This window comes from Lutibacter oceani, assembly GCF_003384935.1.
Classification (GTDB): Bacteria; Bacteroidota; Bacteroidia; order Flavobacteriales; family Flavobacteriaceae; genus Lutibacter; species Lutibacter oceani.
Genome location: NZ_QTTQ01000009.1, coordinates 157,544 through 179,224, shown reverse-complemented (window position 1 = coordinate 179,224; position 21,681 = coordinate 157,544). Strand labels below are relative to the sequence as shown.

The 21,681-nt window shown below is 29.2% G+C and carries 21 protein-coding genes; 8 read left to right on the top strand and 13 right to left on the bottom strand.

From position 1 onward, the window contains the following. Positions 1–184 precede the first annotated feature (184 nt). The 5 genes from BX611_RS00870 to BX611_RS00850 all read left to right on the top strand — a co-directional run bounded on the left by BX611_RS00870 (position 185) and on the right by BX611_RS00850 (position 6,288). A complete protein-coding gene (locus BX611_RS00870) occupies positions 185–1,531 on the top strand; it encodes a tetratricopeptide repeat protein (RefSeq protein WP_240324956.1) in 1,347 nt (448 codons plus the stop codon). A gap of 33 nt (positions 1,532–1,564) precedes the next feature. Next, a complete protein-coding gene (locus tag BX611_RS00865; RefSeq protein WP_115877609.1) occupies positions 1,565–2,497 on the top strand; it encodes a DUF368 domain-containing protein in 933 nt (310 codons plus the stop codon). 3 nt (positions 2,498–2,500) lie between these two features. Then, complete coding sequence (locus BX611_RS00860; RefSeq protein ID WP_115877608.1) at positions 2,501–3,523, top strand: DUF368 domain-containing protein; 1,023 nt, start codon at positions 2,501–2,503, stop codon at positions 3,521–3,523. Then, positions 3,516–4,262, top strand: a complete 747-nt coding sequence (locus BX611_RS00855; RefSeq protein ID WP_115877607.1) for a shikimate dehydrogenase family protein — start codon at positions 3,516–3,518, stop codon at positions 4,260–4,262. Before BX611_RS00860 ends, BX611_RS00855 begins: the two co-directional genes overlap by 8 nt. A gap of 121 nt (positions 4,263–4,383) precedes the next feature. After that, a complete protein-coding gene (locus tag BX611_RS00850; RefSeq protein ID WP_115877606.1) occupies positions 4,384–6,288 on the top strand; it encodes a DUF349 domain-containing protein in 1,905 nt (634 codons plus the stop codon). Positions 6,289–6,316: 28 nt separating this feature from the next. Here BX611_RS00850 and BX611_RS00845 read toward each other — a convergent pair whose 3' ends face one another. The 7 genes from BX611_RS00845 to rsfS are packed head-to-tail and all read right to left on the bottom strand — an operon-like array spanning position 6,317 to position 11,718. Continuing rightward, a complete protein-coding gene (locus BX611_RS00845) occupies positions 6,317–6,937 on the bottom strand; it encodes a YceI family protein (protein WP_115877605.1) in 621 nt (206 codons plus the stop codon). Beyond that, the gene (locus BX611_RS00840; RefSeq protein WP_115877604.1) at positions 6,934–7,197 is read right to left on the bottom strand and encodes an acyl-CoA-binding protein; all 264 of its coding nucleotides are present in this window, start codon (positions 7,195–7,197) and stop codon (positions 6,934–6,936) included. The genes BX611_RS00845 and BX611_RS00840 overlap by 4 nt, the downstream gene beginning before the upstream one ends. Before the next feature lie 23 nt (positions 7,198–7,220). Further along, complete coding sequence (locus BX611_RS00835) at positions 7,221–7,871, bottom strand: phosphatidylserine decarboxylase family protein (RefSeq protein WP_115877603.1); 651 nt, start codon at positions 7,869–7,871, stop codon at positions 7,221–7,223. Positions 7,872–7,873: 2 nt separating this feature from the next. Continuing rightward, positions 7,874–8,689, bottom strand: coding sequence for a phosphatidate cytidylyltransferase (locus tag BX611_RS00830; RefSeq protein ID WP_115877602.1), 816 nt, complete (start codon positions 8,687–8,689; stop codon positions 7,874–7,876). 3 nt (positions 8,690–8,692) lie between these two features. Next, a complete protein-coding gene (locus tag BX611_RS00825; protein WP_115877601.1) occupies positions 8,693–9,280 on the bottom strand; it encodes an LUD domain-containing protein in 588 nt (195 codons plus the stop codon). Between the two features lie 43 nt (positions 9,281–9,323). After that, a complete protein-coding gene (gene ftsH / locus BX611_RS00820) occupies positions 9,324–11,315 on the bottom strand; it encodes an ATP-dependent zinc metalloprotease FtsH (protein WP_115877600.1) in 1,992 nt (663 codons plus the stop codon). Positions 11,316–11,346: 31 nt separating this feature from the next. After that, entirely contained in the window at positions 11,347–11,718 is a 372-nt protein-coding gene (gene rsfS / locus BX611_RS00815) for a ribosome silencing factor (protein WP_115877599.1), read from the bottom strand. Positions 11,719–11,804: 86 nt separating this feature from the next. Between rsfS and BX611_RS00810 the strand changes: the two genes are divergently transcribed. Further along, positions 11,805–12,542: a biotin--[acetyl-CoA-carboxylase] ligase gene (locus BX611_RS00810; protein WP_115877598.1), complete on the top strand. Its 738-nt coding sequence runs from the start codon at positions 11,805–11,807 to the stop codon at positions 12,540–12,542. Positions 12,543–12,555: 13 nt separating this feature from the next. Here the strand turns inward: BX611_RS00810 and BX611_RS00805 are convergent, their stop codons facing one another. Both BX611_RS00805 and pyrE read right to left on the bottom strand, forming a co-directional pair. Beyond that, positions 12,556–12,945, bottom strand: coding sequence for an SRPBCC family protein (locus BX611_RS00805; RefSeq protein ID WP_115877597.1), 390 nt, complete (start codon positions 12,943–12,945; stop codon positions 12,556–12,558). Between the two features lie 9 nt (positions 12,946–12,954). Then, the gene (pyrE, locus tag BX611_RS00800) at positions 12,955–13,596 is read right to left on the bottom strand and encodes an orotate phosphoribosyltransferase (RefSeq protein ID WP_115877596.1); all 642 of its coding nucleotides are present in this window, start codon (positions 13,594–13,596) and stop codon (positions 12,955–12,957) included. A 7-nt stretch (positions 13,597–13,603) separates the two neighbouring features. Here pyrE and BX611_RS00795 point away from each other — a divergent pair, with 7 nt between their 5' ends. Together BX611_RS00795 and BX611_RS00790 are read left to right on the top strand one after the other, a co-directional pair. Next, on the top strand, positions 13,604–14,182 hold the full coding sequence (locus tag BX611_RS00795; protein ID WP_115878880.1) for an NUDIX hydrolase: 579 nt from the start codon (positions 13,604–13,606) through the stop codon (positions 14,180–14,182). 81 nt (positions 14,183–14,263) lie between these two features. Further along, entirely contained in the window at positions 14,264–15,886 is a 1,623-nt protein-coding gene (locus BX611_RS00790) for a SulP family inorganic anion transporter (RefSeq protein WP_115877595.1), read from the top strand. 60 nt (positions 15,887–15,946) lie between these two features. On the opposite strand, the gene BX611_RS00785 is transcribed toward BX611_RS00790, so the two are convergent. From BX611_RS00785 to BX611_RS00770, 4 genes are all read right to left on the bottom strand, one after another. Next, on the bottom strand, positions 15,947–18,139 hold the full coding sequence (locus BX611_RS00785) for a xanthine dehydrogenase family protein molybdopterin-binding subunit (RefSeq protein ID WP_115877594.1): 2,193 nt from the start codon (positions 18,137–18,139) through the stop codon (positions 15,947–15,949). 2 nt (positions 18,140–18,141) lie between these two features. Beyond that, complete coding sequence (locus BX611_RS00780) at positions 18,142–18,600, bottom strand: (2Fe-2S)-binding protein (RefSeq protein WP_115877593.1); 459 nt, start codon at positions 18,598–18,600, stop codon at positions 18,142–18,144. A 133-nt stretch (positions 18,601–18,733) separates the two neighbouring features. Beyond that, entirely contained in the window at positions 18,734–19,324 is a 591-nt protein-coding gene (locus tag BX611_RS00775; RefSeq protein ID WP_115877592.1) for a pseudouridine synthase, read from the bottom strand. Beyond that, entirely contained in the window at positions 19,311–21,614 is a 2,304-nt protein-coding gene (locus tag BX611_RS00770) for a DNA topoisomerase 3 (protein WP_115877591.1), read from the bottom strand. The genes BX611_RS00775 and BX611_RS00770 overlap by 14 nt, the downstream gene beginning before the upstream one ends. Between the last annotated feature and the right edge of the window lie 67 nt (positions 21,615–21,681).

Below are 21,681 nucleotides of genomic sequence, written 5' to 3'. Positions count from 1 at the left end.
ATACCAAACATTGTTTGGAATACAAATATAAGGCATTTTGTTAATTAATTTGTTAAAAACATTTAGAAGTTATTATTAAATTATGCTTTTGTTCTTGTACTTTTATTTTCATAGTAATTATTTATTCTTGTATATGTCTTTAACTCCAAAAGAAAATAATTTACCCTTGTCTAAATTTGAATCAATGTTAAAAACCGATAGTGTCTATTTTTTTGACTCTATTGAATTTGAGGAGATTATACATTATTATATTGACTCTGGAAAAATTTCATTAGCAAAAAAAGCAATAACACTTGGTTTAAAACAGCATCCAAATTCTGTTTTATTAAAGTTATTAAAAGCTGAGTTACTTATTTTTGATAATGAATATGATACGGCTTCAACTTTATTAAAAGAACTACAAGCCATTGAACCTACCAATGAAGAAATTTATGTACAACAGGCCAGTATTTTTTCAAAAAAAGATGAGCACGAAAACGCAATAAATTCTTTAAAAATTGCTTTGGCTTATACCGATGATAAAGCAGATGTACTTTCTATGATTGGAATGGAATATTTGTACTTGGATAATTTTGATGAAGCCAGGTTGAATTTTGCAAAATGCTTAGATGTTGATTTTGAAGATTATTCCTCACTTTACAATGTAATTTACTGTTTTGATATGCAAAATCAACATGAAGAAGCTGTTGCATATTTGAATAATTATATAAATAAAGATCCTTATAGTGAAGTTGCTTGGCATCAATTAGGAAGACAATATTTTATTTTAGAAAATTACAATGAAGCTTTAAGAGCTTTTGACTATGCTGTTTTAATTGATGAACAATTTGTGGGTGCGTATTTAGAAAAAGCCAAAACGTTAGAGCAGTTAAACGAGTTTACAGAGGCCATTGAAAATTATAAAATTACTATTGATTTAGATGATCCAACTTCTTTTGTTTTTCTTAGAATTGGCGAATGTTATGAAAAATTGAAAAGAAATACATTAGCTATTCAATATTATAAAAAAGCAGTTCACGAAGATCCTTTATTAGATAAAGGTTGGTTGGCAATTACTCAATTATACCTTCTAAATAAAAATTACAATAAAGCATTATTTTACATTAATAAAGCTATTGAAATTGATGATAAAAATAGCTTGTATTGGAGAAAATATGCAGAAATAAATTTAAAATTAAACTTTTTTGAAGAAGCGGTTGAGGCATTCCAGAACTGTATTTTATTACAAGACTATGATATAACAATATGGGTAGGTTTAAGTGATGTTTTATGTTATTTAGGAGATTTTGAAGATGCTTTAACTAATTTATTGAAAGCAAAAAAATACTTTAGAGATTTTTCAGAAATTGAATACAGACTAGGAAGTATTTATTTTAAATTTAATAATAATTTAAAAGGGAAAAAGCATTTAGAGCAAGCATTATCTATAGATTTTGAATATTTTCATGTAATAAAAGATTTATTCCCTGAAATATATAAAAAGAAGGAGGTTATGGATATAATAAATGATTTCAAAAATACTTCATTATAAAATATTACATTTGTCTTTTAAGTTAAAAGACATATGCAACAAAGAAATTTAATTCATTATTTAGTAATCACCTTAAAAGGAATGGCTATGGGAGCTGCAGATGTAGTTCCTGGGGTTTCTGGTGGTACAATAGCTTTTATTTCAGGTATTTATGAAGAATTACTAACGTCCATAAGTTCAATTAATTTTTCAACACTTAAATTGCTTAAAAATAATGGATTTAAAGCTTTTTGGAAAGCTGTAAATGGTAGTTTTCTGCTAGCGTTAGTATCTGGGATTTTTATAAGTATTGTTTCGTTGGCAAAATTAATTTCTTGGTTGTTGGAAAATAAACCAATACTTGTTTGGTCTTTCTTTTTTGGTTTGGTTTTAGCAAGTATATTATTTATTGGAAAGCAAATTTCAAAATGGAGAATTATAACTATAGTGCTTTTTGTACTAGGTGCTATTATGGCATACTATATAACTACACTTCAACCAATGATTACTGAAAATTCATCGCCTTTATTTCTATTTATAGCGGGTGCTTTGGCAATTTGTGCTATGATTTTACCTGGAATTTCAGGCTCATTTATTTTAGTATTATTAGGTGCATATAAACCTGTTTTAGATGCAATACATGATAGAGATTTTAAGTTACTCGCTATTTTGGCTTCTGGTGCAGTAATTGGATTATTGTCTTTTTCAAAAGTTTTAAAATGGTTATTTAGTCATTATAAAAATTTAACACTTGCTGTCTTAACTGGATTTATTTTAGGCTCCCTAAATAAAATATGGCCTTGGAAAGAAACATTAACCTGGCGTACAAATTCACATGGTTTAAAAGTACCTTTTAACGAACAAAGTATTTCTCCTTTTTCTTTTGATGGAAATCCACAATTAGCAATGGCAATAGTTTTGGCAATAGTGGGGTTTGCGGTAATAATTGTTTTAGAAAAAATAGCAAACATGTCAAATACAAATTAATAAATGGCAAAAGATCGTAGCTTGCTGGATAATTTTTTCCTTTTTTTAAAAGGACTTGCAATGGGAGCAGCCAATAAAGTTCCCGGTGTATCTGGTGGTACGGTTTCATTTGTATTGGGTTTTTATGAAGAGATGATTTATTCCTTCAGAAAAATAAATTATAAAGCTTTTTTATTACTTATTAACGGTAGATATAGAAGCTTTTATAAATATACAAATGCTACTTTTTTAATGTTGGTTTTTGGAGGAAGCATGTTTAGTTATTTTAGTGTTTCTTTAGTGTTAGATTACTTACTTCAGCGTTATGAACTATACGTGTGGAGTGCTTTTTTTGGAATGATTTTAGGCTCTATATTCTATATTTCAAAAGATTTTAACGATTGGAGAGCCAGGAATGTTATTTCTATGGTTTTTGGTGTATTACTAGGTGTTGCCATAAGTTTTATGAGTCCAGCAAAAGAAAATGAGAACCTTTGGTTTGTATTTGCTTGTGGAATTATTGGTGTTTCAGGGATGACATTACCAGGATTGTCTGGATCATTTATTTTAATATTAATGGGTAATTATGTTTTGTTGCTAGTGGATTCTGTAACTATGTTATTTAATACAATTACTGAAGTTTTTACTGGAGATTTTAGTTTTTTGGATAATGCAGAAAGAATGAGATACTTAAAAATAATTGCAACTTTTACTGGTGGTTCGGCATTTGGATTGGTTTTTACATCACACATTTTAGGGTATGTTTTAAAACGCTGGCATCAAATTGTAACAGCTGTAATTATTGGATTTATAGCTGGTTCCCTGGGGATAGTTTGGCCTTGGAAAAAAGAAATTTATAAAATTGTAGATGGAGTAAATTTATTAGATTCCAATGGAAATAAAGTGATAGAAAATTTTAAAAGATATTTTCCTAATTTTTCTGATACTGAAACTTGGATAGCAATTTTGTTTATAGCGGTAGGAGCAGGAATAATTTTACTTATTGATAAATACGGAACAGAACGTAAAGAATATATAGATGAATAATAGAACAAAATATGGGCTTTTAGGAAAAAATATTTCCTACTCATTTTCAAAAAAATATTTCACCGATAAATTTGAAAAATTAGGTTTAACGGATTTAACATATCAAAACTTTGATATCCCTGAAATTGAAGAGTTTCCGTTTTTATTATACCACAAAGAACACGAATTTAGAGGTATAAATGTTACCATTCCCTATAAACAATCCGTAATGCGCTACCTTAATGAAATTGATCCTGATGCAAAAGAAATTGGAGCTGTAAATACCATAAAAATTACAGATAAAAATCAACTACATGGTTACAATACAGATTTTTTTGGATTCAAAAAAGCTATTGAACCATTGTTAAAAAATCACCATAAAAAAGCACTCATATTAGGTACTGGAGGTGCTTCAAAAGCGATTGCATATGCTTTAAAAAAATTAAATATTGAGTATAAATTTGTTTCTAGAAGATTAGCAGATAATGTTTTTTTGTATTCTATGCTAAATGAACAGGTAATGAATGAATATAATATTATTATTAATTGTACACCCCTTGGTACACACCCAAATATAAATGAATCACCTGATATACCTTATGAATTTATCTCTGAAAAACATTTGCTTTTCGATTTAATTTATAATCCTTCAGAAACAAAATTTTTACAACTAGGTAAAAAAAATGGAGCAGTTATAAAAAATGGTTTGGAAATGCTGGAATTTCAAGCTGAAAAGTCTTGGGAGATTTGGAACTCGTAGAAAAATTTCTATTTGTAACGCAACTTTTTGTACCTTTTTGAATCTTTTATAAAATGGTATTGACTGTAAATACTATTAAAATTATTAATGATTATAATTATTGAACCTTAAACATTTTGATATGTTAGACCAAGAAGAGAAATTACCAGTACAAGAAAAAGAGTTATCCCCTGAAAATTCAGGAGCTACCCAAGAACAAATAACCACAAATAAACCAGATTTAGAAAAGAGCACTTCAACCAATGTTGCAGTGGATGAAATTGAAGACAAAATAGCTGAAAGCTCTGAAAACATTGAGCATGTAGCTATTGAAATGGAGGATTATGGTAATTTAAGTTTAGATGAACTAGTTGAAGAATTAGGGAAACTTGTTAGAGAAGGTCAGGTTCAAAGCATAAATAATAATGTTAATAAAATTAAAAGTATTTTTAATGTAAAGTTTGGGAAATTATTAAAAGCTGAAAAGGAGAAGTTTTTAGCAGAAGGCGGAAATGTAGTTGATTTTCAATATAGCAACCCAATAAAATCTACCTATAATAGTATACTTTACGATTTCAAAATTAAGCGAAACGAATTTTATGCTAACCAAGAGGCTAAGTTAAAAACCAATTTAGAAGAAAAATTAGAATTAATTGAAGATTTAAAGCATTTAATAGATAATGCCGAAGGGGCAACTATGTATAAAATGTTTAAAGATATTCAGGCTAAATGGGTGGCTGTTGGGCCTATTCCAAGAGCTAAATATAATGATACTTGGAGGACTTACCATCATCATGTAGAGCGTTTTTACGATTTACTGCATTTAAGTAATGATTTACGTGACTTGGATTTTAAACATAATTTAGAAGAAAAATTAAAGTTAGTTGAAAGAGCTGAAGAATTAGTAAATGTAGAAGATGTTAACGTTGCTTTTAAAGAATTACAGGTACTACATAAATTATGGAAAGAGGATATTGGCCCAGTTGCTAGAGAAAATAGAGAAGAGGTTTGGGAACGTTTTAGTGAAGCCACTAGAAAAGTACATGATAATCGTCATGAATTTTTTAAGGATATGCGATCTAAATTTGAGGGAAATATTGATAAAAAGCTAGCTGTGGTTACTGCAATTGAAGCTATTGATATTTCGAAAAATGAATCAAGATCCGACTGGCAAAAAAGTATAAAGGAAATAGAGGCATTACGCAATAAATTTTTTAGTATAGGACAAGTTCCTAGAGCAAAAAACGATCAAATTTGGTCAAAGTTTAAAGAAGCAACTAGAAAATTTAATGTTGAAAAAAATAAATTTTTCAAAGATGTAAAGAAAGATCATTTTGATAATTTAAATAAAAAGAAATTATTAATTGAAAAAGCTGTTGCTTTAAAAGATAGTGAAGAATGGGATACGGCAACTGAAATAATGAAAAAAATACAGGCTGATTGGAAAAAAATTGGTCATGTTCCTAGAAAATACTCCGATAAACTTTGGAAAGAATTTAAAGATGCCTGTAACCATTATTTTGATAGATTACATAAAAACCAGGATCAAGGAAATAAAGAAGAAATTGAGGTTTTAAATCAAAAGAAAGAGCTACTTTCTGAAATTAAAGAAAAAATTGAAGATAAAACCAAAATTACTATTGATGATTTAAAAGAGTATGTAAAAGATTGGCGTGATTTGGGTAGAGTTCCTCATGAAATGAGACATATTGAAGTGAAATTTAATAAAGTACTGGACAAAGTAGTTGATAAAAGTAGTATAGAGAAACAAGATATTGAAATGATAAAGTTTGAAAACTTGGTAAATAGCTATCTTGAGCAAAAAAACTATAGAAAATTAGATTCTGAGCAATTATTTATAAGAAAAAAGATAGATGAAACTGTTCGTGAAATACAACAATTGGAAAACAATATTGGTTTTATTTCAAATGTTTCTGAAGATAATCCTTTAGTAAAAAATGTTCGTAGTCAAATTGACGTATATAAAGAAAAACTTGATGTTTGGAAAGCAAAACTTAATTACCTTAAGCAACAACTAGGTGGTTAAAAAAAAGCCTGCATTTGCAGGCTTTTTTTTATTCATATTTTAGGTAAGTTGCTACTTCAATTTTTACTTCACTCCACGTTTTAGAAATTCCATCTTCTCCTGTATGTAATTCTTTACATACCGTGTTTAAAGCTGCAATAGCGGCTTGAGCTTGCCAATTATCCAAATCCATAATGGCTTCTATAGTTACCATTTGATCACTTGCCACAAAAGTTATAGGCAATGCTTGAGAAATCTCATTCATTACTATATCAACGGTTCCCGAAGTTTCATTTTTTATATGAATAGTTCCTGATATACTTTCAGTGTTAAGCATTGATCCAAAAAAGAATTTTTTTAATTTTTCATCTCTAATGGTGTCTTTTGTAAATAAACTACTAACAGGAATACTGAATTTAATATTATTTAAAGCTTCTAATGCGGTTTTGGCCTTAGCTTTATTTTCTTCAATATTTAGTGTTGTAAATTGGCCTTTTACGGGTATTTTACTAGTAGTTTTATATGCAGTCCAATTTACAGTTGTAGTTTTAGGTTCTATAGTATATCCTTTTTCTTTAGCATTTACTTCTTTTTTTTCAGTATTCTTATTTTTACAAGATATAACAAATGTTAATGTTAAAAGAAGTAAGATGGGTAAGTGTTTTTTCATGATTTTAAATATTTATTTACAAGTTTAATATACTCTTTTTTTGCTTCATCTTCTGTAAGATGATTTAATTGAAACCAAGCATTTAATTTAAATGCGTTTCTTAATTGTACTTCTCCAGAAGGTTCTTCATAGTTATTGCCTTTTGTTGCTTGTTTGTAATAGGCATAAAATTGCAACATTATATCAGGAGGTAGTTTAATGTCAGTTGAGGAAGCTTTTAAATAAGCCTCATCAAATTCTTTATTTAAGTTTTTTTTCATAACTATATCATTAAATCAAAAAACTAAATTTCAGCAATAACTTGTTCTCCACCTTTTACCTTATCGTTTAAATTTACTTTAATTTTTGTATTTAATGGTAAGAAAACATCTACTCTTGATCCAAACTTAATAAAGCCAGCATCTTCACCTTGTACAACTTGCATTGTTGGTTTTGCATAATTTACAATTCTTTTTGCAAGTGCACCAGCAATTTGTCTATATAATACATTTCCAAATGTCTTACTTTCTATAACAACAGTAGTTCTTTCATTTTCTTCAGACGCTTTTGGGTGCCAAGCAACCAAAAATTTTCCAGGATGGTATTTACTTAAATTCACCTTTCCGCTAATAGGATATCTTGTAACGTGAACATTAAGCGGAGACATAAATATAGAGATTTGTATTCTTTTATCATTAAAAAACTCTTTTTCAAATACCTCCTCTATAACTACAACTTTTCCGTCAACAGGAGCTATAATTGTACTGTCATTTATGGGTGTTTTTCTTTTAGGGTTTCTGAAAAATTGTAATATTAGAATATAAAAAATCAATAAAACAATTGATAAAAATTTATTTAACCAAGTTAAACCTACAAAGTTTTCAATACATATTATTCCAACCCCAACAATAATTGTTGCAATTAAAATTATTTTATAACCTTCTTTATGAAACATAATTATTGAACTAATTGTAAATAAATAAATATAAAGGGTGCAGCAAAAATAACACTATCAAATCTATCTAAAAATCCACCATGTCCGGGAATAAAATTACTACTGTCTTTAACACCGGCTTGCCTTTTAAACATAGATTCAATTAAATCTCCTAATACTCCAAATATACTAACAATTCCTGCAATAACAATCCACTGTGTTTGAGATAGGCTGGTAAATTGATTTGCTAATATAAAACTTGCAATAAATGTAAAAACCATACCACCTATAAAACCCTCAATGGTTTTATTTGGTGAAATACGTTCCAGTAATTTATGTTTTCCAAAATTTTTACCTATTAAAAATGCGAAAGAATCATTAACCCAAATGAGTATAAATACCCCTAAAATTGTTGTGTTTATATAGTTGAAAGATGCATTTAAAAAAGGTATTTGAACAATTAGTGTAAACGGAACTACTATATAAATTATGGATAAAAATATTTTTCCTAAATGACTTATAACTTCTTCTTTTTTAGCAAATAATATGGATGCAAAAGTTATAAAAATGGTTAAAAATAAAGCTACACCTATATATTCAAAAAGCATTCTTGATGGGATATCCTCAACATTTAAAATATTTCCAAAAATAAAAAGTAGGGTGCCAATAATATATGGAAACACACTTTTTAAAGCAATCATCTTTTTAAATTCATACAAGCAAAACATCATTAAAATGAAGAAAAGACAAATGAATGTTATTTTACTAAATAAAATTGAAAAGATTAATACACTTACAAAAACTAACCCTGATAGTGTACGTTTTAAAAGTTTTCCCATAAATTATAAATCTTCAAAAAGCAGTAAATATAAGTTTTTTGAATTTGTGTTTCCATAACTCATAAAATCCTCATCTTTATTGTTAGGATTGTAATTTTTAATTGCACTTATATTGCTAGGTATATTACCTTTATATCTTGTTTTAATTCCAGTTAAACTCTCGCCTTTTGTTTTTACTAATTGACTAGTAGTTGCATAAACAATAAAGTTTTCAGATAATTCTGAAATTTTATGCTCTTTTAATTGATTTGAGGAAAACAAAATACTACCATTTTCTGCAATTAAATGTTCACAACTTAAAAAAGCTGGATGTAAATTTGTTAACTTATCAGTTGTTTTAATATTAATTGATTTTATTAACTTTAAAAGATCATTATCATTACAAGTAATTGTTTCCCATGAATTTTCTTGAACAATTTTAGATATATTTAAAATAACCTCTTCTAATGATGTAGAATACAAAAACTTACCACTATTCTTAATAAAATTTTTTACAAAAATTTGATCAAGTGGTAAGTTTTCAGATTCTAAAGAAGATTCTTCAGATACTGTTTCTTTTGGAGAATTAAATAGTTTTTTGAATATACTCATTATATAGTTTGAATAAATTCAAAATTATGAAAAACTTATTAAATTATTCTTCTGTTTCCGATGAATTTTCAATTTTAGGTTCTTCAAGAGTCTTTTCCTCTTCAACTATTTTTATTTCTTCTTCCTTTTCAAATGGTCTTTGCCCAAAAATAGCTTCTAAATCTTTTTTGAAAATCACTTCCTTTTCAAGTAAAAGCTCGGCTAAAGTAATAAGCTTATCTTTATTTTTAGATAATATTTCAATAGCTCTTTGGTACTGTGCTTCAATAATTTCGGAAATTTCTTTATCAATTGTTTGTGCAGTTTCCTCACTATAAGGTTTTGTGAAATTATAATCAGATTGGCCACTGGAATCATAATACGTAATGTTCCCAATTTTATCGTTTAAACCATAAATTGTAACCATTGCACGTGCTTGTCTGGTAACTTTTTCAAGATCATTTAATGCTCCTGTAGAAATTTTATCAAACATAATTTTTTCAGCAGCTCTACCAGCAAGTGTAGCACACATTTCATCTAACATTTGTTCAGCCTGAACAATTTGACGTTCTTCTGGTAAATACCAAGCTGCACCTAAAGACTGACCTCTTGGTACAATTGTTACCTTAACTAATGGAGCTGCGTGTTCTAACATCCAACTTGCAGTTGCGTGTCCAGCCTCATGAAAAGCAATTGTTTTCTTTTCTTTTGGTGAAATTAATTTATTTTTCTTTTCTAACCCACCTATAATTCTATCTACAGCATCTAAAAAGTCTTGATGATGAACAGCTTTTTTACCTTTTCTGGCGGCAATTAAAGCTGCTTCATTACATAAATTTGCAATATCTGCTCCTGAAAAACCTGGAGTTTGCTGCGATAAAAACTCAAGATCAACGTCTTTATGAATTTTAATAGGCTTAATATGTACTTTAAATATTGCAGCTCTTTCTTTTAAATCTGGTAAATCAACATAAATTTGTCGGTCAAAACGACCTGCACGTAACAAAGCTTTGTCTAATACATCAGCTCGGTTTGTGGCAGCAATTACAATTACGTTTGTATCAGTTCCAAAACCATCCATTTCAGTTAATAACTGATTTAAGGTATTTTCTCTTTCATCATTACCACCAGTCATATTATTTTTTCCACGGGCTCTACCAACGGCATCTATTTCATCTATAAAAATAATTGAGGGTGCTTTTTGCTGCGCTTGTTTAAATAAATCTCTAACTCTTGACGCTCCAACACCAACAAACATTTCAACAAAATCTGATCCCGAAAGTGAGAAAAATGGCACTCCAGCTTCACCTGCAACAGCCTTAGCTAATAATGTTTTACCTGTTCCAGGAGGGCCAACTAATAATGCACCTTTTGGAATTTTACCACCAAGGGATGTGTATTTATCTGGACTTTTTAAGAAATCTACAATTTCTTGCACTTCCTCTTTCGCACCTTCTAAACCAGCAACATCTTTAAATGAGGTTTTTACTTTTTGATCTTGATCAAATAGTTTAGCTTTAGATTTTCCAATGCTAAAAATTTGACCACCTCCACCACCTGAGCCACCGCCAGACATTCTTCTCATAAAATAAATCCATAAACCAATTAAAAATATAAATGGTAAATAAATAAAAAGTTGATCTAAAAGGTTTGTTTTTTCAACGTTAGATGTATCAAAATCTAAAGAGTTTGCCGTTTTTTCTTGGCTTAATTCTTTTTCAAAATTTTGTAAATCACCAAAGTCATAATAATACATTGGCGCATTACTGGAATAAAGAGAACCTTTATTCTTTTTATGCTTTTCTTTTTCTAATGCCTCATTTTTTATGTAAATGTTGGCAATATCTTTATTAACAATAACTATTTTATCAATATCATTATCCGTTAATATAGTTTTAAATTCATTTTGGCTCAAGTTTTTTGTTGATAAGCTTTCGCTATTAAAAATTTGATAGCCTATAAAAAGTACAAAAACAATTCCGTAAATCCAGTAAAAATTGAATTTAGGAGTTTTAATATTTTTATTATTTGGTGTATTCTTTTTTTCTTGACTCATTTATTTATTTTTCAATAAGTTGAAATATTGTTTAATTGGATGTTGGTATTTGTGTAATTTTGGCATCTCCCCAAAGGCTTTCAATATCATAATATTCACGAATATTTTTTTGAAAAACGTGTACAACTACATTCACATAATCTATTAAAATCCATTCAGCATTTCCTTCACCTTCAACGTGCCAAGGTTTTTCTTTACATAATTTACCTACCTGTTTTTGAATAATACCTGAAATGGCATTTACGTGTGTATTTGAAGTTCCTGAACAGATTATAAAATAATCACAAACTGTGTTTTCAATTTCTCTTAAATCTAAAATTTGAATGTCGACTCCTTTTATTTCATCTATCGCCTTTAAAATCACCGCTATTAAATCATCTGCGCTTACATTTTTTTTCGTCATTAATTTTTTTTATTTGATTGCAAAGTTATTATTTTTTTATCATAAAATATGATTTCTGTAACTTTGATAAATATATAATTTTCTAAATGAATATAATCAAACTTAGTGCCATTGATTCTACCAATTTGTATCTTAAAAAAATGGCTTCAGAAAGTAACCTTGAAAATTTTACAGTAGTTGTTGCTGAACACCAAACTAAAGGAAGGGGACAAATGGGGACTAAATGGACTTCTGATAGGTTTAAGAATCTAACATTCAGCATCTTAATTAATATAAAGAGGTTTAAAATTGAAGAGCAGTTTTATTTAAGTATGGCTATTTCTTTAGGTCTTTTAAACGTGTTAAAAGGGCAGGTTAAAGTACCTGTTTTTATAAAATGGCCAAACGACATTTTGGCAGTAAAAGACAAAGTTGCTGGAGTGTTAATTGAAAATAATATTGGAGGTAGTTTTATAAAACAATCTATAGTAGGTATTGGACTAAATGTGAATCAAGAAAACTTTTCAAATGAACTTGAAAATGTTACTTCTCTAAAAATTTTAACAGGACATACTTTTAATTTAGATGAATTATTGTTGAAAATAGTAAACTCTATAAAAAAATTTGTTCAATTTATTGAATCTAATAGATTACAAGAACTTAAGAAATTATATATAGAATCGCTTTTTAAAATGAATAAACCATCTATGTTTATTGATAAAAATAACGTTATTTTTTTAGGAAAAATTGTTGATGTAGATAAAAATGGAAGGCTTGTGTTAGAGCTGGAAAATGAAACGATTCGCAAATTTAATTTAAAAGAAATAAAATTTGCGAATCGTTAAAATCTTTAAAAAATTATAATTTACTAGCGTTTTCTGTTAGTGTATTTATAAATTTTTGTAGAGGTCCTTTCACCATCATTGCCATCATTGGATTAAAATCACCTTCAAATAATAATTGTGTTTCACAAGTATTTTCAGAAACTGTATTAATATTAACTGTAAGTGAAAAATCTAATTTACTACTTGCAGCTCCTAATACAATTTTATCAAATTCTTGTTTCTCTTTTGTCACTAATCTAATCTCTGGCATACCTTTTAAACCAAACACAAACGAATCACCGTCAACTTCAAATTTTGTGTTGTTTTCAGGCATTAACTGTTCAAAATTATTTAGATCTAATAAAAATTCAAAAAACTCTTTTTGAGATTTATTTATTACTGATTTTTTTGTTTCTAAATTCATAATACATTTTTATTGATTCCACTCACTTGGATTTTCTCTCCATTTTTTAAGTGTTTCTAACTCGCTTTCTGAAATGTAATTACTATCAAATGTTTGCTCTAATAAATGATCATAATCACTTAAAGTAGTTAATTTAACAGCTGCTTTTTTGAAATTTTCTTCAGCAACACTGAAACCATAATTAAATATAGCTACCATTCCTTTTACATTAGCACCTTCATCTTTTAAAGCCTTTACAGCATTTAAACTACTTTTACCAGTACTTATTAAATCTTCAACCACAACAACATTTTTGTTTTTGTCTAAAAAACCTTCAATTTGGTTTTTTCTACCGTGGCTTTTTGGTTCAGGTCTTACATAAATAAAAGGAACATTTAAATGTTGTGCTACCAAAACCCCAATTGCAATTGCACCAGTTGCAACACCAGCAATTACATCAGGTTTTCCATATTCTTTTTCAATAATATTAGCTAAGTTTTCTCTTAAATAATTTCTTATTTTAGGAAAAGAAAGCGTTGTTCTATTATCACAATAAATAGGAGATTTCCAACCAGAAGCCCAGGTAAATGGTTCATTTGGTTGTAATTTTATAGCTTTAATCTGTAATAGAAGTTCAGCAGTTTTTTTTGCAGTATCTTTGTTCATAATCATGATGCAAATGTATAAAGTTTTTGTTAATGACCACCCAATTATTTTTGTCGAAAATAATAAGATTTCAACAAATTTAAAAGTTATAAATTTTGAAAGTGTTCAAATTGTTGATTTGATTGATGATTTATTTCAATCAAAATACAGTGGCATTTGTTTAGTTTGTTCTAATTTAAAAGAAGATTGGGAAAAATTTAAAGGTTTTTTTAAAATACAGGAAGCAGCAGGAGGTAAAGTTTTACAAAAAGATAAAGTACTTTTTATTTATCGATTTAATAAATGGGATTTACCAAAAGGTAAACTAGAAATAGGAGAAACTATTGAGCAATGTGCATTGCGAGAAGTTGAAGAAGAATGTGGTGTTGATAATTTAATGATTGAAAACCAACTGGAAACTACCTATCATATTTTTGAAAGAAAAAATAAAATTATCTTAAAAATTACATATTGGTTTTTAATGAAAACGGATTTTTCGGGCAATTTAATTCCTCAAACTTTAGAAGGAATTGAAAAAGTTACTTTTAAAAATGAAATTGAAATTAAAGAGGCTTTAACAAATACCTATGAAAATATAAAATTATTGTTTTAAACGTTTTCGTAACTCAACCATTATAATTAATTAATACCCACAAAAAGCATTATATTTGCCACTTTTGAAAAATAACTACTTATGACTGAATTTATTGAGAAAAGAGTTTCAAATGTTAGAAATGATGTTTTATCTGGAATTACCGTAGCATTAGCATTGGTTCCGGAGGCAGTTGCTTTTGCATTTGTTGCAGGTGTTGATCCGTTAGTTGGTTTGTATGCAGCATTTATGGTGGGTTTAATTACTTCAATTTTTGGAGGAAGACCTGGAATGATTTCAGGAGCAACGGGTGCTTTGGCAGTTGTAATGGTAAGTTTGGTTTCTGAAGGAAATGCTCTTGGTGAACCAGGAGAAAATTTAGGACTCTATTATTTATTTGCAACCGTAATTTTAATGGGAATAATTCAAATTTTAGCGGGTGTTTTAAAACTTGGAAAATTTGTACGTTTAATTCCTCACCCAGTAATGATGGGTTTTGTTAACGGCTTGGCAATTGTAATTTTTCTGTCACAATTAGGAATGTTTAAAAGAAATATTAACGGAGAAAAAGTTTGGTTACAAGGAAATCAATTGTACTTAATGATTGGTTTGGTAGCTTTAACAATGTTAATAATGTGGGGATTGCCAAAAATAAAACAGGCAAAAAAATTACCCGAAGCTTTAATTGCAATTTTGGTTGTGAGTACCATTGCTATAGTAGCAAAATTTGATGTTGCAACAGTGGGTTCATTTATTAGAGATGGTGGAGGAGAAGGATTAAAAGGTGGATTTCCTACTCCAAATCTTGAAACCTTTTCTAAAGTTCCATTTACTTTTGAAACCATGAAATTTATTTTCCCATACGCATTAATTTTAGCAGCTATTGGTTTAATTGAATCTTTAATGACTTTAAATTTAATTGATGATTTAACTGAAACTAGGGGTAATGGAAATAAAGAATGTATTGCACAAGGAAGTGCCAATGTTGTTACGGGACTTTTTGGTGGAATGGGTGGTTGTGCTATGATTGGTCAATCTATTATTAACATAAAAGGTGGAGGTAGAGGAAGATTATCCGGAATAGTAGCAGCAGTTATGTTATTGATTTTTATTCTTTTTGGTTCGTCATATATTGAGCAAGTTCCAATTTCAGCACTTGTTGGAGTAATGTTTATGGTTGTAATAGGAACTTTTGCCTGGAGTAGTTTTAGAATTATAAATAAAATTCCAAAAACCGATTTATTTGTATTGGTATTAGTTTCTTCGCTTACAGTAATTTTTGATTTGGCAATTGCGGTTATAGCTGGTGTAATTGTAAGTGCCCTTGTTTTTTCTTGGGAAAATGCAAAACGTATTAGAGCTAGAAAGCGCATGAAGGAAGATGGAACTAAAATTTATGAAATTTGGGGACCATTATTTTTTGGGTCAATAACCGCATTTAATGAAAAATTTGATGTTAAAAATGATCCAGATAGTATTGAGATTGATTTTATAGAATCTCGAATTAGCGATCATTCAGCTTTTGAAGCTATTTTAAATTTGGTTCGAAAATATGAAGCTGAAGGAAAAACAATTCATTTAAAACATTTGAGTGAAGATTGTAAAGAATTATTATTTAAAGCAGATGCTAAATTTCACGAAATAATTATTGAAGCAATAGATGATCCTCGATATCATTTGGCTGAAAATCCTGAAAAATTCACCAAAGGTCTTTTTGAAAAATAAGTTAGAACTTATCTAATTCTAAAAAAGATTGGAAATCTTTTTTAGTGTTTATTTATAAATTTATACCAAATCATAATCGCTTAAAGGTAAGTTATAGTAACGTTTACCTGTTATTTTATAAATAGCATTTACAATAGCAGGGGCAATAACTGGCACACCGGGTTCACCTACACCTGTTGGGTTTTCTGTACTTTCAACAATTTCAACATGAACTTTTGGAATTTCGTTCATTCTAATCATTTTGTAATCGTTATAATTACCTTGTTCAATAGCGCCATTTTTAGCTGTAATTTTTCCATAATAAGCTAAAGACATTCCAAAAATTGCAGCACCTTCCATTTGAGCTGTAACTGTATTTTTGTTTACAACTATACCACAATCTATAACAGTATAAATGTTATGAACTTTTACCTTGTTATTTTTCATGGATACTTCAACTATTGAAGCTACATATGAATAAAAACTATAATGAACTGCTAATCCAAACGCATGACCTTCAGGTAGTTCTTTTCCCCAATCAGCATTTTTAGCTGCAATTTTTAATACATTTTTAAGTCGTGCAGTATTGTATTTTATTGGATCTTTTGTATCTTCAATTCTATCATTTCCAATTAAATTTAACCGAAATTCTAATGGATCTTTATTCGCGGCATAAGCTAATTCATCTGCAAAAACATTGATTGAAAAACCGTGAGGAATATTAATAACAGAACGCAGCCATCCAATTCTAACATGAGCTGGAGCTTGCCCAATTTCTACTTTTAAATTTTTAATATCAAAAGGAACATTGGCAGCGCTTGAAATTTCAAAACCAGCAGCATAATCTACGCCAGGCATAAATGTTGAAGTAATTGAAGGTAGTGCAAATCGGTGTAACCATCCCGTTACATTTCCATTTTTATCTAAAGATGCTTTCAGGTATTGAGCACTAACTGTGTGATAATAACCATGTTTAATATCATCTTCGCGAGTCCAAACAACTTGTACAGGAGCATTTATAGTTTTTGAAGCAATTACGGCTTCAACCACATAATCTGGTTTGGATTTTCTACCAAATCCACCACCTAAAAAAGTTACATTTATAGTAACTTTATCTTCAGTAGTTTCCAAATAATCCGTCACTTCCTTTCTTGTTGATTGTGGTGCTTGTGTAGGTGCCCAAACCTCGCAACTATCTCCTTGAACCCATGCAACTGCATTTGGCACTTCCATTGGTGTATGTGCTAAATGTGGCAATTGAAAAGTACTTTCAATAGTTTTAGCTGCATTTTTAAAAGCGTTATTTACATTTCCTAAATCTTTTCCAATTTTACCTTGTTTGTGAACATTTTCAGTAATTTGATTCATGTATTGATCTGAATCATAAACCTGATTATCACCAAAATCCCATTCAATTTTTAGAGCTTCTTTACCTTTAAAAGCAGCCCAAGTATTGGTTGCAATTACAGCAATACCACCAAGAGCACCAAATGGTTTTTCAATTCTTGGAATTTCAATTACATCTACAACACCAGAAATTTTCAAGGCTTCAGTTTTATCAAAAGATTTTACAGTTCCAAATGTTACAGGGCAACGAGCAATGGCAACAAATTTCATATTCGGTAAGCGTTTGTCTAAACCAAAAATAGCGCTTCCGTTCCCGTATTCTTTAGCATCAATACCTTTTAAATATTTTCCTATATATTTAAAATCTTTCGGAGATTTGTATTTTAAATTTTCTTCAGAAGGAATTTCTAAGGTTTTTGCAATTTCAACCAAATCACCAAATGCAATTTTTTTACCACTTGTATGAAGTATAAAATGATTTTCAGCAGAACATTCAGTTTCTGGGACTTGCCATTTTTGAGCAGCAGCAGTTATAAGCATAACTCTGGCCATTGCACCCATTTTACGCATTGGTTCGTATAAATAACGGATACTACGAGAACCATCAGTATTTTGGTCGCCATATTTTTTATCACCAACAGCTTGCTGTACTGAAACTCTTGACCAATCAGCATCCATTTCATCTGCGATAACTGATGGTAATGAAGTTCTAACTCCATTACCCATTTCTGATCGCGAAGCAATTAATATTAAACTTCCATCAGAATTTAATTGTACAAATAAATTTGGATTAAAATCTACTAAATTTTCCGGTTTTTTATCTTTATCTGAAAACACAGGAGTATTACACGCTAAAATTAATCCACCAGAAGCTAAACCAACACTTTTAACAAAACTTCTACGACTTATATTTTTAATATTACTCATAATTAGCTTTGTTTTTTAAGTTCTACAGTTCTGTTAATTGCCTTTTTTATACGTTGGTATGTACCACATCGGCAAATATTTCCTATCATGGCTTCATTAATATCATCATCCGTTGGATTTTCATTTTTATCTAACAAAGCAGTTGCAGCAATTAATTGCCCTGGTTGGCAAAATCCACATTGAGGAACATTTTCCTCAATCCAAGATTCTTGTAATAATTGTAAGTTTTCAGATTCACCTTCAATAGTTAAAATGTTTTTTTCTTCAGCAATAGAAACGGGAATTAAACAAGATTGCACAGGAGAGTTATCTAATAATACCTTACAAGAGCCGCAAAGCCCTTTTCCGCAACCATATTTAGTTCCAGTAAGTCCAACAACATCTCTAATTGCCCAAAGTAAAGGCATATCGGGCTCAACATCAATATCATGTTTTTTTCCATTTATGCGAAGTGTAATCATTTTTAATATAATTTGTTAGTAATTTAACTTACAAGTTATGAATTTTTTTTGAAAATGTTTTTTTTGAATTTCTAATTAACAGATTCTTAACCAAAACTGTAAAATGCGGTTAAATAATTTGATGTAGAAGTATTTATTTTACCAATTCTTTTAACTTCTTTACCTCACCTGTTTTCATATTTGCAAGTTTATAAGCTCCAATTCTAACTCTAACTAATCTTAAAGTAGGAAACCCAACAGCTGCAGTCATTTTTCTAACTTGCCTAAATTTTCCTTCTTTCAAAGTAATGGAAACCCAACTGGTTGGTCCGTGACGGTCGTCTCTAATTTTTTTTCCTCTTTTAGGAAATTCAGGAATGTAATTTAATTTAAAAGCATTGCAAGGTTTAGTTGTATATATAGTTTTTTCGATACTAATTTCTACACCGTTTTTTAGTTTTTCAATTGCTTCAAGGGTTATATATCCATCTACTTGGGCAAAATATTCTTTTTCAACTTTGCTACTTCTTATGTATTCACTCGTTTTCCCATCTGTAGTTAACAATAATAATCCTTCAGATTTTTCATCTAACCTACCAATTGCCATAATATTTTCTGGAAATATATCCAATTCACCTAATAATTTCTTTTTGTGTTTACTTACATCATTATTTGTAAACTGACTTAAATAGCCAAATGGTTTAAAAATAATAAAATGACTGTGTTGTTGGCTAGGCTTTTCCATTTAAAATTTCGAATACTAATTCTTTTGTGAGTGTTTTTCCAGCTGCTTTTTTTCTGATTTCATCAAAACTAAAAATAAAATCACAACCATTTTTGTATTCACTACAGCCATAAGCAGTTTTCCCTTTTAAAATAGTACCTTTTTTACATTTTGGGCAATTTATTTTTTCAGGAACCTTTTTTTGGTCACTTAATGGCGTAGAAGTATTTTTTTGCTCTAATTTTAAGTTGAAATCTTCATCAAAACGTACCAAACCTGTAACTAAACCAGTTTCAGTTTTAAAATCTTTTAAGTTAACTGTACACCCTTTTTGAATTAAGCGAATATATTGTTTTTCTGATATTTTTTTATTTAAAAAAGTAAACGGAAGTCTAAGTTTACACCCATTTTTATAATCGCTACAGCCATAAGCAGTTTTACCTTTTAGAATTGTGCCCTTTTTACATTTTGGACATTTTTCATGGGCAATTCCTGCAGTTTTTTTTGGCACTTTTTTAACCGAAGTTTTTATTGTTGATACATGCGAAATATTTGCTCTTACTTTTTCTGACCGAACCTCATAAACAATTTGGTCGACCATTTTTTTCATATTATTTATAAAAGTTCCAGCGTTAAATTTACCTTGTTCAATTTCTTTTAATCTTTTTTCCCATCTGCCGGTTAGTTCTGCCGATTTTAATAATTCATTTTGAATGGTATCAATTAATTGAATTCCAGTTGGAGTGGGTAAAATTTGTTTTTTATTTCTAATAATATATTTACGTTTAAAAAGTGTTTCAATAATATTTGCACGTGTAGACGGACGTCCAATACCGTTTTCTTTCATTAATTCGCGTAAATCATCATCATCTACCTGTCTACCAGCAGTTTCCATTGCTCTTAAAAGTGTAGCTTCAGAAAACATATTTGGTGGTTTTGTTTCTTTTTCTAAAAAAGAAGGTTTGTGAGTACCTTTTTCACCTTTTGTAAAAGTTGGTAAAATACCTGTTTCTTTTTTTTCAGTTTCAGCTGATTCAAAAACTACGCGCCATCCTTTTTTTAAAATTTCTTTCCCAGTAGTTTTAAACGAAACTTCAGCTACTTTTCCTATTACAGCTGTGTTTGAAACAGCACAATCATCATAAAAAACTGCAATAAACCGTTTTGTAATAATATCATAAACCTGTTGTTGGTTATATTGTAAATTTATTTGAACTCCGGTTGGGATAATTGCATGGTGATCGGTTACTTTTTTATCATCAAAAACTTTTTTCGATTTTTTTATTTTTTTCCCTAAAAGTGGTTGCGTGAGAGAACTATAATTTGTTAAATTTTTTAATATTCCAGAAACTTTTGGATAAATATCATTTGGTAAAAAAGTGGTATCAACTCTTGGGTAGGTTACTACTTTTTGTTCGTACAATTTTTGAACAATTTTTAAAGTTTCATCAGCAGAAAAACCAAATTTATTGTTGCAATAAACTTGTAAACCTGTTAAATCAAATAATTTTGGAGCGTATTCTTTTCCAGCTTTTTTTGTAATTGAAACAATTTCAAAATCGCTTTCTTTTACTTTATTTGCTAAAATTTCACCATCTTCTTTTTTTAAGAATCTACCTTCTTCACAATTAAATTGAGTTTCTCTGTATAAAGTTTGGAGTTCCCAATACGGTTGTGGTACAAAATTTTCGATTTCTTTAAACCTATTTACAACCATTGCTAAAGTAGGAGTTTGTACTCTTCCAACGGATAAAACTTGCTTATAACCACCGTGTTTTACGGTATATAATCGGGTAGCATTCATTCCTAAAAGCCAATCTCCAATAGCTCTTGAGAAACCTGCGTAATATAAATTATCGTAATTTTTCGCTGGTTTTAGGTTTTGAAAACCTTCTTTTATAGCTTCAGTAGTTAAAGAAGAAATCCATAAACGTTGTACTTCACCTTTATAATTTGCCTGATTAATTACCCAGCGTTGAATTAATTCCCCTTCTTGTCCAGCATCACCACAGTTTATTATAACATCAGCTTTATCAAATAAACCTTTTACAATATTGAATTGTTTTTTAATTCCATCATTTGAAACAACTTTGGTTTCAAATTTTTCAGGAAGCATTGGTAAATTATTTAAATCCCAACTTTTCCAATGCGGTTTGTAATCATTGGGTTCAAACAGCGTACATAAATGCCCGAAAGTATATGTTACTGCATACCCGTTTCCTTCAAAATAACCATCGCGTTTTGTACTTGCTCCTAATACATTAGCAATTTCACGAGCAACACTTGGCTTTTCCGCAATACAAACTTTCATTTAAAAATTATTTTTTGAAGACTGCAAAGTACTAAATTTTATAAGAATTAACTGTGAAGTTAACTTT

What these genes read in the sequence shown, in the direction of transcription:
- BX611_RS00785 (WP_115877594.1), bottom strand. Translation starts at nt 18,139, where the DNA reads ATGAGTAATATTAAAAATATAAGTCGTAGAAGTTTTGTTAAAAGTGTT.
- BX611_RS00825 (WP_115877601.1), bottom strand. Translation starts at nt 9,280, where the DNA reads ATGAGTATATTCAAAAAACTATTTAATTCTCCAAAAGAAACAGTATCT.
- rsfS (WP_115877599.1), bottom strand. Translation starts at nt 11,718, where the DNA reads ATGACGAAAAAAAATGTAAGCGCAGATGATTTAATAGCGGTGATTTTA.
- BX611_RS00775 (WP_115877592.1), bottom strand. Translation starts at nt 19,324, where the DNA reads ATGGAAAAGCCTAGCCAACAACACAGTCATTTTATTATTTTTAAACCA.
- BX611_RS00835 (WP_115877603.1), bottom strand. Translation starts at nt 7,871, where the DNA reads ATGTTTCATAAAGAAGGTTATAAAATAATTTTAATTGCAACAATTATT.
- BX611_RS00865 (WP_115877609.1), top strand. Translation starts at nt 1,565, where the DNA reads ATGCAACAAAGAAATTTAATTCATTATTTAGTAATCACCTTAAAAGGA.
- BX611_RS00830 (WP_115877602.1), bottom strand. Translation starts at nt 8,689, where the DNA reads ATGGGAAAACTTTTAAAACGTACACTATCAGGGTTAGTTTTTGTAAGT.
- BX611_RS00870 (WP_240324956.1), top strand. Translation starts at nt 185, where the DNA reads ATGTTAAAAACCGATAGTGTCTATTTTTTTGACTCTATTGAATTTGAG.
- pyrE (WP_115877596.1), bottom strand. Translation starts at nt 13,596, where the DNA reads ATGATTATGAACAAAGATACTGCAAAAAAAACTGCTGAACTTCTATTA.
- ftsH (WP_115877600.1), bottom strand. Translation starts at nt 11,315, where the DNA reads ATGAGTCAAGAAAAAAAGAATACACCAAATAATAAAAATATTAAAACT.
- BX611_RS00790 (WP_115877595.1), top strand. Translation starts at nt 14,264, where the DNA reads ATGACTGAATTTATTGAGAAAAGAGTTTCAAATGTTAGAAATGATGTT.
- BX611_RS00795 (WP_115878880.1), top strand. Translation starts at nt 13,604, where the DNA reads ATGTATAAAGTTTTTGTTAATGACCACCCAATTATTTTTGTCGAAAAT.
- BX611_RS00860 (WP_115877608.1), top strand. Translation starts at nt 2,501, where the DNA reads ATGGCAAAAGATCGTAGCTTGCTGGATAATTTTTTCCTTTTTTTAAAA.
- BX611_RS00805 (WP_115877597.1), bottom strand. Translation starts at nt 12,945, where the DNA reads ATGAATTTAGAAACAAAAAAATCAGTAATAAATAAATCTCAAAAAGAG.
- BX611_RS00770 (WP_115877591.1), bottom strand. Translation starts at nt 21,614, where the DNA reads ATGAAAGTTTGTATTGCGGAAAAGCCAAGTGTTGCTCGTGAAATTGCT.
- BX611_RS00810 (WP_115877598.1), top strand. Translation starts at nt 11,805, where the DNA reads ATGAATATAATCAAACTTAGTGCCATTGATTCTACCAATTTGTATCTT.
- BX611_RS00845 (WP_115877605.1), bottom strand. Translation starts at nt 6,937, where the DNA reads ATGAAAAAACACTTACCCATCTTACTTCTTTTAACATTAACATTTGTT.
- BX611_RS00840 (WP_115877604.1), bottom strand. Translation starts at nt 7,197, where the DNA reads ATGAAAAAAAACTTAAATAAAGAATTTGATGAGGCTTATTTAAAAGCT.
- BX611_RS00850 (WP_115877606.1), top strand. Translation starts at nt 4,384, where the DNA reads ATGTTAGACCAAGAAGAGAAATTACCAGTACAAGAAAAAGAGTTATCC.
- BX611_RS00855 (WP_115877607.1), top strand. Translation starts at nt 3,516, where the DNA reads ATGAATAATAGAACAAAATATGGGCTTTTAGGAAAAAATATTTCCTAC.
- BX611_RS00780 (WP_115877593.1), bottom strand. Translation starts at nt 18,600, where the DNA reads ATGATTACACTTCGCATAAATGGAAAAAAACATGATATTGATGTTGAG.